The organism is Pseudobacteroides cellulosolvens ATCC 35603 = DSM 2933, assembly GCF_001262605.1.
GTDB lineage: Bacteria > Bacillota > Clostridia > Acetivibrionales > DSM-2933 > Pseudobacteroides > Pseudobacteroides cellulosolvens.
Map to the genome: position 1 here is coordinate 4,634,284 of NZ_LGTC01000001.1, position 13,937 is coordinate 4,648,220.

Consider the following 13,937-nt stretch of genomic DNA (forward strand, 5'->3'; position numbering starts at 1 on the left):
GTATACCCGTATTTATAAGTTTGAGAGTTTGAAAAAGGAGGAGTTTTGAGTAAATTTTGAAGGAATTAAAGTTAGTGTACAAAATTTGGTTAATTTTTTAAGGGGGTAAAAGTTTTTATGAAAAAAACAAAAAGAATAATTTCGTTAGTTGCCATACTAGCAATGCTTTCCATGTATTGTTTTTCATTTAACATGGGATCCACTTCATATGCTGTAGATAGCAACAACGATGACTGGCTTCATTGTGAAGGCGACAAGGTTGTTGATATGAACGGAAATGAAGTATGGCTGACAGGTGCAAACTGGTTTGGCTTTAACTGCAGTGAAAATGTTTTCCATGGTGCATGGTACGATGTTAAAAACATTTTGAAAGCCGTAGCTGATAGAGGAATAGGTTTATTGAGAATACCAATTTCTACTGAGCTTTTATACAGTTGGATGATCGGAAAACCAAATAAGGTTTCCAGTGTAACAGCTGCTAATGACCCGCCATACATGGTTATGAATCCTGATTTTTATGATCCTGCAACCAAAGGTCCAAAAAACAGCATGGAAATTTTCGATATCATTATGGGATATTGTAAAGAACTTGGTATAAAGGTAATGATAGATGTACATAGCCCTGATGCCAATAACTCCGGCCATATGTATAACATTTGGTATGGTCTCGAAACAGAAACGGCAGGAACTGTAACAACAAAGATGTGGATTGATACTTTAGTATGGTTGACTGATAAATACAAAAATGATGATACCATTCTTGCAATAGATTTAAAGAACGAGCCTCATGGATCACGCGGCTACTCAGGTCCATGCCCTTCCGATATTGCAAAATGGGATGACTCTACAGATGAAAACAACTGGAAATATGCATCAGAACAGTGCGGTAAGGCAATACTCAAAGCTAACCCAAAAATGCTTATTGTTATAGAAGGTATTCAGGTATACCCAAGAACTGAAAAAGGCTATACTTTTGATGATCCTGATGTTTGGGGAGCCAGTGGTGATGCAGCTGTATATCATAATGCATGGTGGGGCGGAAACCTAAGAGGTGTTAAGGATCATCCTGTTGATTTTGGCTCTCCTGCATTAAATAAGCAAATTATATATTCTCCCCATGATTATGGTCCTTCAGTTTACAATCAGCCATGGTTTGATAAGGATTTCACTACCCAGACATTATTGGATGACTATTGGTATGATACATGGGCATATATCGATGACAAAAAAATTGCTCCACTTCTCATTGGTGAATGGGGAGGACATATGGACGCAGGAAAGAACCAGAAATGGATGACACTTTTAAGAGATTACATGATTAAAAACCGAATTAACCATACATTCTGGTGTATAAATCCCAATTCAGGCGATACCGGTGGACTTGTAGGTAATGATTGGTCTACATGGGATGAAAGCAAATATGGGTTATTCAAGCCTTCATTATGGCAATCAGGCGGTAAATTTGTCGGGCTTGATCATCAGGTACCACTTGGCAAAAACGGAATTTCTTTAGGAGAATATTTGGGGAATCCATCTTCACCAAAAGATACTCCTACACCAACAACTTCCAAGAATGTGAGCCCAACTCCAACACCTACTAAGCCTACAATTGGAACAGACAAAATTTCTGGATATATTTCATCTGAGGTTAGCTCATCCAGTTCAGAAATAAAGAAGGGCTTCAAGGTTGAAATAGATGGTACAGCGGTTTCTGCTACAACTAATGCATCAGGTTATTTTGAAATCACAGCTCTGCCTGAAGCTGCAAGCAGCTTTACCATTAAGATAAGCAAACCCGGATATCTCTCAAGAGAAATTGCAGGCATTAAAAAGAATGGTACTATAGGTACGCAAAGCACTCCGATAGTAATATGGGTAGGAGATATTAAAACACCTCAGGATGGAGTCATCAATATGACAGATATCATTGAGGTAGCCAAGGTATTCGGCAGCGTTACAGATGACGGCAAGTATGATTCTGCTTGTGACACTAATCTTGATGGAGCAGTTAACATGGCTGATATCGTAAATATAGCCAAACACTTTAATGCAACAACTGCAAGCTATACAAATTAAGGCATGATTAAAATATTGTTTCCCGTTTGGGACAGCCTAAACTACATATAAATGTGAGAGAGCCTCCTGCTAAGAATTACTGAACTTTCAGCAGGAGGCTCTTAATTTACTTTAATCCAAGTTTGCTCTTACTTCATTGATCACCATTAATCTGAAGCAACTTTTATCTTTGTGACCATCGGAATCTTTTCAATTATTTCTTCTTTTCCATTTTTCAAAATTCTTATTACATAATTACCATTTGTATAAACTATATTTCCATTACCCTCAATATCAAAATCCAATACTCCCTTTTTAATGCTGGTCACTTTTCCATTTGAGTCCATCTTAACCAATTCCCAATTCCTTGGTGCAAAACCGGGATACTTCTCTCCTGAATCCATATTCTCCTTCAATGTTTTTTCTACATTGATGAGATTACCCTCTATAAAAATATCCTCCTGAGATTTTTCTCTAATCTTGGCAGGATTATTTCCTTTTGTCCTGAGGTTCTGCCCGGAATATCTCATGGAAAATATATTCATCCATGAAAATATTGCCCTTAATAACCTGAACGGGAAAAGAAATATATCCTTTATTGTTTGACCCAGACTTATATTATTGTCATCAAGGTATGGTCTTTTAATAAAAAGTAAATTACCTTCCATGTCTTCTCTCGGTTTTTCAAAATTATATTTGTCATCTGCTATACATTCTTCAACTATTCCTGCATTTAAATCCAGTTTGCAGATAAAACGCTGACTGAATGCTATTTCATTATTAGCCTTATCCATACCAATGCCACAGGAATCATAATATAAGATATTTTTGTTTCTTCTTGACCAGAACGGATTTTGGTCCTTTGACTCACCTTCTGTAATAATTCTATAACTGCCTTTATTAATATCAATTAATGCAATATGCTTCTCAAAACTCTCTTCACTAATGGAAACAACCGCCTGGCCACTGCCTTCATGATAATCTATTCCAGAAAACTCTGTGTTGCTTTTATGAATTATATGTCCTTCATTATTAGAGTCTTGGGATAGATTTTTAGAAAATATACCTGACATGTTATTAACCGTTATTGTGTATATTATTTCATCTGAATTATTGAGAAATGAAATTCCGCTAATGTGGGCTGCAGTATTAGGCATATCAATATCCCGTACCATACTATGAACGCCCATAAACCTTGCACCTTGCCCCTCTGTTTTCCAAGAATTCTTTTTCATTATTTCATATCTGTTTTTGTTGTATTTCTCTAGATATTCACTTGTATAATATGTAAGCTTTGCCCCATCAATCTTACCTATTTTGCCTTCAGATGCAAAAATTATCTTTTGACCCATATATGCCCCCTCTAATCTTTTAACCCAAATTTTCTACCATAATATCAACTCCATGTCATACCATACAGCCCCTCCATGAGCTGATTTGGATACTCCTTTACTTCGAAAACCCAACTTTTCATAAAAGGGAATCAAATCATCCTTGCATGTAAGAACTACTCCTTTTCTTCCTTCCTCTTTTGCAGCATAAATTATGGCACTCATCAATTTGCCGGCAATTCCTTTTCCTCTATACTCTGCCAATACAGCTAAACCAAATATCATTTGATACTTTCCTTTTTCATTATGCAGCATGGCATTGTCAAACATCTCATCACTAATTGTTCTTTCATCACTTACCAAACCATTGACAAAGCCAACCATTTCGCCATTATCATCTGCTACATAAAAATGATTGGGAAAAACATTCATCCTGTCTGCAATACGGCTTTTTGATGCAGCTTCTGAGACAGGAAAGCATTTTGCTTCAATGTTTGCTATAGAATCAATATCATTTTTATTTCCTCTTCTAATATTAATATTAATCATTCCTGTTCTTCCATATTCTAAATATACGTACTCCCCCTGCAGCAATAACCTTAAATGCTGCATATGCAGGAACTGCAATAAGCATTCCGATAAATCCATAGAGAGATGCTGCACCCAGAAATAGTATTATTATGGTCAATGGATGTATGGCAAGCCTTTTACCCATAAGATTAGGTGAAATAAAGTTTCCCTCTAACTGCTGCACAACTACGGCAACTATTAGAACCTTCAATGCCATGAAAGGACTAACCGAAAGTCCGACAAAGAATGCCGGAACAACGCCTATTATTGCACCAAGCATAGGTATAAACGAGGTTATCATGACAAGAAAGGCTAGAATAAAAGAATATTTTAAACCTACTATAAGGTAACCTATATAAGATAACACACCAAGTATCAATGCAATAAGTGCCTGACCTGTAATATAGTTTGATAATGTTTTATCCGTTTCCTTTATCATGCCTGCAACATTGCTTTTATATTTTGCAGGCATAATAGCGATTGTTTTTGCATAAAAATTCCGGTCATCCCTTAAAAGATAAAATAGTATAAACGGGACAACAACCAGAACCGATGCAGCACTTGCAACTGCGGAAGCTGCATTTACCACGCCATCTCTAACTGCAGGAAATACGCTCTTTGCATAGGAAGTAAGCTGCTCATTTACTTTCCCTGAAAATAATGCTGCAATGTTTTTATTTTTAATAAGCTCATCAGCTTTTATCTTAGCTCTCTCCAAAATTTGCGGCATGTCATCCACAAGCTGCTGTGACTCTTTTACAATGAGTGATCCTGCATAGATACCAACCAATGAAAAAATGAGTAAAAACACAAAAAACACAATAAGTATTGACGGTGTTTTCGGCACCTTTTTTTTACACAGAAACCTTACCATAGGTCTAAAAATATAGTATAACATGAGTGCAAACAGCAAAGGAAAAAACACAATGGCAATAAACTTTTTAAAAGGTGCTATAAAAAAGTCTATCTGACCTACTAAAAAAATTATGACAAGGAGTATGACTATTCCAATTGAGTACTTAAAGAAGTTATTCTTGATCCACATAGATACTCTCCCCTTATGTAATAATTATCAATAATTTAAAATTAGCCTTTAACGATCAGGTCAATTACTACCAATATAACTGAAATGCTCCAAATAATCAATACCGCTATTTAATATGATATTTATTTATCCCTTAACCTACTTAAATTTAACAGGAAACAGCAGTAGCATAATAATTACAATTACAGGTGAGACTCCATAAGCAATTAACGGCCTCTTATAATGTAATGCCCACATCGGAAACATCATACAGTCCCAAGCCAATGACCACCAAATATTCCACCCATAATTGTAAATTATTCTTCCAAATATACTAAAAATCAATTCAAAGCCAAAGTAGATTGTTATAAATTTGAAGATATGGAGCACTTGCCCTTTTACTTTTTCCGCGTAGCCTGTTAGAAAAATCAGTACTGTTAAGGGAAATACAATGAATGTGTAAATAATTTCGCCTAATGAATAGCTAAAAAGCTTAGACTTTAGCTCCCATAACAAGTGGTCATGGTACAAAAAGTTATACAAAAGGTTTCCAACTGCCGCTAAAAGCATTGTTGATTGATATTTTTGCCAATTCCTCCAATCACCCCATTTCCATGCAGCAAAAACTGTAAAAACAATTATTATAGTATGCATTAAGCAATCCTCCCAACATAAAATCCTGCCAGAAAAATTGTACTAATTAAAATAAAATGGAGTATAAACCAGCCAGCTTTGCCATACCTTAGCAGTCCTTCATTTATTGGTTTTCTGTTTTCATTTGCCACAATTAGTCCCCCAACATACTCAAACACTAATAGAAATAACCACCACCAGGTATAAGAATCCCAAGTGTCCCAAAAGTTTCGATACTTTATTATATTAGTATAATTTTGTACTAATACTTCCCCCAGCATCCCTGAATGGATTAAAGCCCAATAGAATGGTATTTTCCATCCCCACTTATTGGGACTATACCTTACTCCCAGCAACACATAAAATGGGAATATAGTGAGTATAGCAAAGAACGGCATTGGAGATAAATGCGGAAATAATCTATGAGGAAAGCTATAAAACCCCATCTTTATAAAAATATAACATATTAAATTACCTACAATACCAGTGAGAATAAATAGAATTCCGTATTGCTTCCAGTTATTTTTTATGACCAAAATTGAGCCTATAGTGGATAAAATAATTGACGCTATATAAATATAGTTTTCCATGTTCCAATTTAAATTCATTAAATATTCACCATTCTTCATTAGAAAGTATCAGTCCAAACTTATTTTAGGCCTTGATAAGTATCACAAACGCAGGAATTACCGTGTCTAAAGCAGCCAGTGCTCCTTATGCTTATGAGTCTCATCTTTATATAATTTCCACATACAAGAAAATTAATCAAACATTTTTTCACTTATAGTTTACCCCTTATTTTACCGAATACAAATAGTCCCATGAATAAACAATAAAAAATCTCCCCAAAAGCATTTTTGCTTTCAGGGAGGTTTTTATTGTCATACCATCCATATTAAATGTAACAAATCCATTGAAACCAATTAATTTTTACACTTTTAATATAAATCACAAGCTTTTACTATTCATAAGCTTCTTATATATTTCCTTTATCTTTCCTTTAAGATACAGCTTATCTTGATTAGAAGGCTCTTTCTTATTTTCCATATAGTCCATAACCTCAAGCACCGGATTCACAAGTTCGCAGTCGGAAAGCTTGTCAATGATCAATCTTCTTGGGCTGGCCTTCAAGCTTATATTAAAACGGTATTTAATCATATTATTGAATATATTATAAATTTCATTGTGATCGTCTGCATTATTTAACTGCTTGTAAAAATAGAAAAGATTTCTATCCTGCTTCTTTTGATATGAAATTAGCCAAAAAGCTGCAGCTGCAACAATTAATAGGAATATAAAAATCGCTAAACCGATAATAACGTTATTCTTTTTAAACTTAAGAGTCATATATCCGTCATTCTTCGGTTCATAGCTTACCTGGTCAATTTTTATTGTCTCAATAGGTGCTGAAGACGAACCTCCATTAATTCCAGATTGGGCTTGAAATTGATTTTGAGGCATATCACCCTTTACCCTTATAGTTGTACCGGGTATTTCTGCCTTCTCATAATCTCCTGATTTGGGGTTGAAAAACGGTATATAAACAGGTTCAATTTTGATATCGCCGTTTTTTTCAGGAACCAATATAATTTCAAACTCCTTTTTGACATTATACTTATTGTCCACTATGCCTTCTTCTGCTTTCTTCTCGGTTTCATATACGGAAAATCCCGGTAAGGAGTCTTTTATGAGCTTTTTCACACCATCTAAGCTGCAATCACCTGATAAGGTCACATTTAAGGCAAGTGAATCTTTTAAATCTATCTCCTGCTTGCTATACTTTGCCTCTACACTTAAATTTCCAACTATACCGAAAAAATCCCCAGGCTGATTATTTAAGGGAAGCGACTTAACTTTTATTTCTTTTGCATCTGTTTGCATGTAAAACGGCTTGGATGAAGAGAAAAAATCCCCTGTACTTACATTAGCCTGAAATTTAAATGAAGGTATAGTAAATGTACCTGCCTTTGTCGGAGATAAATACATTTGCTTGGCTTCATATTTGACATATTTTTTGCCGTTAACATAAACATAATCTGCCTTCAATTTATCTTCGGGGATTTCCTTTTTAATAAATCCATTTATATCGGTTTTATCCAGAAGCCCGAAATTCTCTATGCTATATCGCGAATAGAGCTCATATGTCAGGACAACCTTCTGACCTAAATATATCTCATTATCTGAGAGGATGGTCTTGACAAATATGTCTCTGGCTTCTTCATCCTGCGTACTATTTCCTTCCACTACTTCTATCTGAAGCACATTAGTCTGGTAGGTGTTCCCATTGTAATTGACATTTCCGCAAAGAGTAAATTTCCCTGCTTTCTTGGGCATTATAGTATAGTTAAAACTCCTCTGTATAGTGGCATCTCCATTGATTACCTGAGTGGAAACAGAGGTATTTTTCGAAACAACATCAAAATCCTCAATGCCCTGAATGTTGGTTACTTCACCGTCCTGTGCATCTATAATCGATAAAGCCAGATTGGCACTTTCACCCCTGCTTAATTTAATGCTGTCAATATCAAGACGAAACTGAGGCTCCTTCGCATGAACATTTGCCTGCAATAAAAAGATACCTGCTATAATTATAAATAATAAAGTACTTATTCTTTTACCAGTCATGTTCTGCCCCCTTACCACTATTCTTTACTTCCTGGTTGTTCTTAAGGCTTTCTTCTTCCTGCTGTTCCAACATCTCAAGAACCCTTTGTGCCTGGGCGATAGCTTCTTTGTCCTGTCCATTTTCCGCTTCGCTCAAGCTGGAACTGTTATTTTTATTGCTCTTGTCTTTATTTTGCTCTGCGTTTTGACTTTTATTTTGTCCATCTTTATTATCGCTTCCCTTATCATCTTTCGAATTCTGGTCCTTATTATCTTGTTTATTATCTTGTTTATTATCTTGTTTATTATCTTGTTTATTATCCTGTTTATTGTCTTGTTTATTGTCTTGTTTTTTGTCTTGTTTGCTACCTTCTTGGTTGTCTTTGTTTTGATTTTCCTGGTTATTCTTGTTTTCCTTATTATTTTGGTCTTCCTTATTATCATTATTATTTTCACTGTCTTGGTGATTCTGATCGTTTTTATTCTGCAGTTCATTAATCTTTTTTTGTACGTACTCGTAATTATATTTTAAATCAACATTCTCAGGAAATTTAATAATTCCCTGCTTATAGATCTCTGCTGCTTGTTGATAAAACTTCAACTTCCCATTTGGTTCGCTGGCATTATCACCTAACTTCAGGTTGGAGTTCCCTGTTTTCAAATACCTTTCCACATTCTGGATAGCTTTTTCGTAATACTTCAAAGCCTCTTCATAGTTGTTTAATTGATATGCTGCAAGCCCTGAATTCCGATTTAATCGCTCATCATCAGGCTTTTGTGTAAGTCCAGCCTTATAAGCATCCAAAGCCTTATCATATTTTTTAACTATATAATGACGGTTTCCATTGATAAGTGCTTCAAGATGGTCATTATTAAAATCAATTACTCCTGTAAAAAACATTATCATCATTATAATTGCCAGAAATCCTGAAACAAGGAACGCTGGGATTAATACCTTTTTCATACCAGTTTCCTCCTTTCAGGCAGCAAACATGCTGCTGTAAATAACAATATTCCGGCACCCAAAAAGTACTGGTATTGGGATTTAAGCCTCTTAATTTTGTCCGTCTTTGATGTATCTCGCTTTAAAGATCCTATATCCTTTAATAGATTTTGAATCTCATCACCTGAAAGAGACGCCTGATAATAGGTACCGTTACCTATATCAGCCAATTTTTTAAGTATATCTGCATTTAACCGTGATGTGACAAAATCTCCTTTGTTATCTTTCTTGTAGCTTATACGTTGATTGCTTTTCTCATCATACACAGGTATCAAACCGCCTTTATCAGACCCAACACCTATAGTAAAGACTTTCAGCTGTTTATCCTTTATATTTTTAACAACCTCCTGGCTGTTTGAATCTAATTCCTCACCATCACTTAAAACTATTATAACCCTGTCGGCACTTGTAACCCTTTTAAAGGAGCTATCAGCAAGCTTTATGGCAGAAGCTATATTGGTGCCTCCCCCGGCTATCATATCCGTATCAATTACATCAAGAAACATTCTTGCCAACTGGTAGTCATCAGTCAGGGGCATCTGAACATATGCATCCTGTGAAAAAGGTATAAACCCAATCCTGTCTCCTTGAAGATTATCAATAATACCCTCAATAATTTTCTTAACCCTGCTGATCCTGTTTGGCTGGATATCTTCGACCAGCATACTTTTTGATGTATCAATCAAAACATAAATATCCATACCCTTTTTGCTAACCTCTGCATAACCCATAAAAATTTGAGGTCCCATCAGTGAAACTACCATTAAGCACAAGCCGAGGGTAATCAGTATGTTACGCAGCACTTTGAACGGTATGATTGTTTTTATTTTCATCACATCAAGTATTTTTTCCTTTTTCCTATAGGCCAGTATCATAACAATAAATCCAGTAATAGGAATTAAACCGAATAGAATATATAAAGGCTGCTCAAATTCAAAATTATTCAATGGTACACCTCCCCTTTTCAAGCATTCTAAGGAATCTGGACAAAATAGTATTTATCGATAAAAATTCCTGCAAGCAGCAATAAAAGCCCGATTTCAATCAATATATAAGCCAGTTCATGGTATTGTACAAAATTGTCCTGCTGGAATTTACTCTTTTCCAATTTGTCTATGGTTGAAAATATCTGTGCTAAAGCCTGTGGGTCCTTTGCACGGTAATACTGCCCACCTGTTGTATTTGCAACATTTTTTAAAAGCTCTTCATCCAAGCCCCCTTCAACCTGTTGGTATCTGGTTTGTCCAAAATAATCAACCGGTATAATAGTCTTATCCGATCCCACACCAATTGTATATATTCTCACGCCTAAATCCTTGGCAAGCTGGCTGGCTGTATTGGGATCTATATCTCCAGCATTGTTATCGCCGTCGGTTACAAGTATCAATATCCTGGATGCAGAATCGCTCTTTTTTAACCTGCTTAATCCAACCGAAACCGCCATCCCGATTGCCGTTCCGTCTTGATTGACAGATTTACTATGTACCCCTGCAAGTGATTCCCTTAATATATTATGGTCCAGCGTTAATGGAACCCTTGTGTATGCAGTTCCTGCAAATATAACTAAAGATATTCTGTCATCATTTCTTCCTTTAATAAAATCCTCCATGGTTTTCCTGGCAACTTCCAGCCTGTTAGGTTCAAAATCCACCGACTGCATCGATCCTGATACGTCAAGTGCCATGGTAATATCTATTCCTTTTTGAGAAGCAGGACCGGCCTTTTGAGGTAACTGGGGCCTCGCCAATGCAATCACCAATATGATAAGTCCTGACAGAATTATATATTTACCGATTTTATGCTTCACAGTCTTCCTCATTCCTGCACTCTCAAGTAGCTTAACACTGGAAAACTTTAAAACCGATCTATTTTTCCTTATTAAAAACAAAAAAACAATTAATGGTATTAAAAGCAAAAAGTATAAGTTAGCAAACTGAATCATGATTTTACCTCTTTTGCGTAATCGATTTTTCTGACCAGTTCTAAGAGCAACTCCAAAAATTCCTGTTTTTTCTCCGTTCCCGCAGTAATACCCATGTATTTAAAGCGATCACTATCAGAAAGCCAATTTTGAACAGCTGGTAATACCAGCTGCAAATCGGGTATTGACCTTATTTCTTCAATCAATTCAGATGTTGTCTTACCTCTTATGGTACATGAATACACCGTTTCAATGTACTCTTTAAAGCATTTCGTAAGTTTTGCAAGATATTCACCGTCATCTAACGATAACCCCTTAGCCTGTATTTTAAAATATCCATATGGATCTATCTGAGTTTTCTTCCTGCGTCTTATAAGCCACCACAGATTAAATCCTCCAGTCACCAGAAAGATTCCAATCAATATAAAAAACGCATATTTCCACTCAAAGGATTTTCGTGCTGCTACAGGCATTGATTCTCCCTCGTAAATACCATCTCTTTTTATTTCCTTGAGGGCTGATTTCACATTAATCTTAATTTCCTTATTTTCTATCTTTACGGTTTTTTCACCAGGTTCAAAAGAACGGAGAGTTACCAGAAAGCTATCTTCATCTTCTTTGATATCAACTATTTCAAAACCTTTAAATTTGTCCCGCAGCTCATCTATGGTGATGTTTTGTGAAGTGACTTTCAATTCGATGAGATCACCAACAAAAATGCTCCTTTTTTCAGCTGTTGCCAAGCTGGAGAAGCAAATATAAGATATTGAAATAATAAGCAGAAATAGTAATATTCTTGCCTTTTTCATGTACGACTCCTTCTTCTGAAAAATTGTTTTAATGGCTTGACATAATCCTCATCGGTATATATGTTTATATAATTCTTCTTAGGGAGACTAATGTTGCTATCCGGTCTGTAATCAGCCTTCATGTTGTCCAATACAACTGTTTCTCCAGATTCAAGATCCTCAAAGGTGAAAATGGCACCTGCAGGTATAAGTTCCTCTGCCCTGTCAACAACACGTATCAATACCAGATCATGACGGTTTGAAGTGATTTTTAAGTCCTTCTTATACCTGTCATCATCAAGAAAGTCAGATATCAAAAACACCACACTGCGTTTTTTCTCAATCCGGTTAAAATATTGCAAAGCTTCAGCAAGATTAGTCCCATTATGCGTAGGCTGGAAATTCAAAATATTTTCGATTATTGATAATACATGTTTTCGCCCATTCTTTGAAGGAATAAACTTTTCTACCTTTTCAGTGAAAAAAATAACTCCAACCTTATCGTTGTTCCTGCTTGCTGAAAAAGCCAGTGTGGCTCCAACCTCAGCAATAAGCTCCTTCTTGCTTCCGAAGGAATTTGAACGTGACATATCAATAAGAAGAAATATGTTTAATTCACGTTCCTCGCTGAATTGCTTTACAAAAGCTTTATTATGACGAGCAGTAACATTCCAGTCAATACTCCTGATATCGTCACCGGGATAATACTCTCTAATATCCTCAAACTCAATTCCTTTACCCCGGAACCCTGAACGGTATTCTCCCGAAAAGATTTCTTCCACCAATTTATTGGATTTTATCTCAATTCGCCTTATTTTTCTCACGAGTTCTGTAGAAATCATATCTAACCTCTTCTTTAAGGTAAATTAACCTGCTCTAAAATTTGAGTAATGATATTTTCTGAATTAATGTTTTCGGCTTCAGCTTCATATGAAAGTAAAATCCTGTGCCTTAAAACATCATAAACCATAGCCTTAATGTCATCAGGTATCACAAATCCGCGTCCTTCCATAAACGCTCTGCATTTTGCCGCTTTTATTAGGTTAATGGATGCACGGGGAGAAGCCCCACAGGAAATATATACAGATGCTTCCCTGGTTTTGAATATAATATCCAGAACGTAATTTTTGATATTTTCATCCACATATATATTATCAACAGCCTTACGCAATTCAAATATATTTGCCCTGGTCAATATCTCATTTACTGCAGGTTCACTTGACTGCTCTTTTGAAAAACGATCTATAATGTTTCTTTCTTCATTTTTATCGGGATATTTAATTTTTAATTTCAGCATAAACCTATCCTGTTGTGCTTCAGGTAAAGGGTAAGTTCCTTGCTGTTCAAGGGGATTTTGAGTTGCTATGACAAGAAACGGCTTGTCCAGTTCATAGGTAGTCTCTCCAATGGTAACCTGCTTTTCCTGCATCGCCTCAAGAAGTGCCGACTGTACCTTTGCTGGTGCTCTGTTGATTTCATCAGCCAGCAGCAAATTACAGAAAATCGGTCCCTTTTTTATTATAAACTCACCTGTCTTTTGATTATATATCTCAGTACCTAAAATGTCTGCCGGCAGCAAATCCGGTGTAAATTGAATCCTTTTGAAATCTACGCCGATGGTCCTGGCTATAGTACTTGCAGTCAGCGATTTGGCCAATCCCGGTATACCCTCAAGCAATATATGTCCTCCCGACAAAAGACCAATAAGTATTCTATCTACCATATATTCCTGACCGATAATAACCTTGTTTATTTCTGCTTTTAAAGCAGCAATAAGCTTCCCTTCTTCAATAAAGCTTGCATTTTCCATTTGCCCGCTCTCCAATGCATTCAACCTCCCAATCAATCTATTGACATTTTAATTTCATTAACTATATTAAAAGTTTTATTAATCTTACATTTGGCAGAGCAAATTACAAACAGTTTTAGTGTAATTTGCGATAGACGAATGTAAAGATTAATCACTTTTAATATATTACATTATACAATTAAAATTTTAAATCTGTAT

The 13,937-nt window shown here is 35.7% G+C and carries 13 protein-coding genes and 1 pseudogene; 1 reads left to right on the forward strand and 13 read right to left on the reverse strand.

The features are described 5' to 3' along the window. The first annotated feature begins 117 nt into the window (after positions 1-117). The gene (locus Bccel_RS19020; protein WP_242853045.1) at positions 118-2,076 is read left to right on the forward strand and encodes a cellulase family glycosylhydrolase; all 1,959 of its coding nucleotides are present in this window, start codon (positions 118-120) and stop codon (positions 2,074-2,076) included. 146 nt (positions 2,077-2,222) lie between these two features. On the opposite strand, the gene Bccel_RS19025 is transcribed toward Bccel_RS19020, so the two are convergent. From Bccel_RS19025 to Bccel_RS19080, 13 genes and pseudogenes are all read right to left on the reverse strand, one after another. Further along, positions 2,223-3,407 (reverse strand): hypothetical protein, encoded by a 1,185-nt coding sequence (locus Bccel_RS19025; RefSeq protein WP_036936495.1) that lies wholly within the window; start codon positions 3,405-3,407, stop codon positions 2,223-2,225. 33 nt (positions 3,408-3,440) lie between these two features. Next, entirely contained in the window at positions 3,441-3,935 is a 495-nt protein-coding gene (locus tag Bccel_RS19030) for a GNAT family N-acetyltransferase (protein WP_050753636.1), read from the reverse strand. Beyond that, entirely contained in the window at positions 3,928-5,001 is a 1,074-nt protein-coding gene (locus Bccel_RS19035) for an AI-2E family transporter (RefSeq protein WP_036936494.1), read from the reverse strand. Before Bccel_RS19035 ends, Bccel_RS19030 begins: the two co-directional genes overlap by 8 nt. 138 nt (positions 5,002-5,139) lie before the next feature. Further along, on the reverse strand, positions 5,140-5,634 hold the full coding sequence (locus Bccel_RS19040; protein ID WP_036936492.1) for a CBO0543 family protein: 495 nt from the start codon (positions 5,632-5,634) through the stop codon (positions 5,140-5,142). Continuing rightward, positions 5,634-5,765 carry a hypothetical protein gene (locus tag Bccel_RS32170; RefSeq protein ID WP_276326127.1) on the reverse strand — a complete coding sequence of 44 codons (132 nt, stop codon included), beginning with the start codon at positions 5,763-5,765 and terminating at the stop codon, positions 5,634-5,636. The genes Bccel_RS19040 and Bccel_RS32170 overlap by 1 nt, the downstream gene beginning before the upstream one ends. A 42-nt stretch (positions 5,766-5,807) precedes the next feature. Continuing rightward, a pseudogene (locus Bccel_RS32370) lies at positions 5,808-6,242 on the reverse strand (CBO0543 family protein); the annotation flags it as partial. 319 nt (positions 6,243-6,561) lie between these two features. Next, complete coding sequence (locus Bccel_RS19050; protein ID WP_036936489.1) at positions 6,562-8,238, reverse strand: BatD family protein; 1,677 nt, start codon at positions 8,236-8,238, stop codon at positions 6,562-6,564. Beyond that, positions 8,228-9,181 (reverse strand): tetratricopeptide repeat protein, encoded by a 954-nt coding sequence (locus tag Bccel_RS19055; RefSeq protein ID WP_036936487.1) that lies wholly within the window; start codon positions 9,179-9,181, stop codon positions 8,228-8,230. The genes Bccel_RS19050 and Bccel_RS19055 overlap by 11 nt, the downstream gene beginning before the upstream one ends. Further along, the gene (locus tag Bccel_RS19060; RefSeq protein WP_036936484.1) at positions 9,178-10,167 is read right to left on the reverse strand and encodes a vWA domain-containing protein; all 990 of its coding nucleotides are present in this window, start codon (positions 10,165-10,167) and stop codon (positions 9,178-9,180) included. Before Bccel_RS19060 ends, Bccel_RS19055 begins: the two co-directional genes overlap by 4 nt. Positions 10,168-10,193: 26 nt before the next feature. After that, positions 10,194-11,162, reverse strand: coding sequence for a vWA domain-containing protein (locus Bccel_RS19065; RefSeq protein WP_036936480.1), 969 nt, complete (start codon positions 11,160-11,162; stop codon positions 10,194-10,196). Further along, positions 11,159-11,950 (reverse strand): hypothetical protein, encoded by a 792-nt coding sequence (locus Bccel_RS19070; protein WP_036936477.1) that lies wholly within the window; start codon positions 11,948-11,950, stop codon positions 11,159-11,161. Before Bccel_RS19070 ends, Bccel_RS19065 begins: the two co-directional genes overlap by 4 nt. Further along, positions 11,947-12,771, reverse strand: a complete 825-nt coding sequence (locus tag Bccel_RS19075) for a DUF58 domain-containing protein (RefSeq protein ID WP_036936475.1) — start codon at positions 12,769-12,771, stop codon at positions 11,947-11,949. Before Bccel_RS19075 ends, Bccel_RS19070 begins: the two co-directional genes overlap by 4 nt. Positions 12,772-12,785: 14 nt before the next feature. Further along, the gene (locus tag Bccel_RS19080; protein WP_242853044.1) at positions 12,786-13,754 is read right to left on the reverse strand and encodes an AAA family ATPase; all 969 of its coding nucleotides are present in this window, start codon (positions 13,752-13,754) and stop codon (positions 12,786-12,788) included. Between the last annotated feature and the right edge of the window lie 183 nt (positions 13,755-13,937).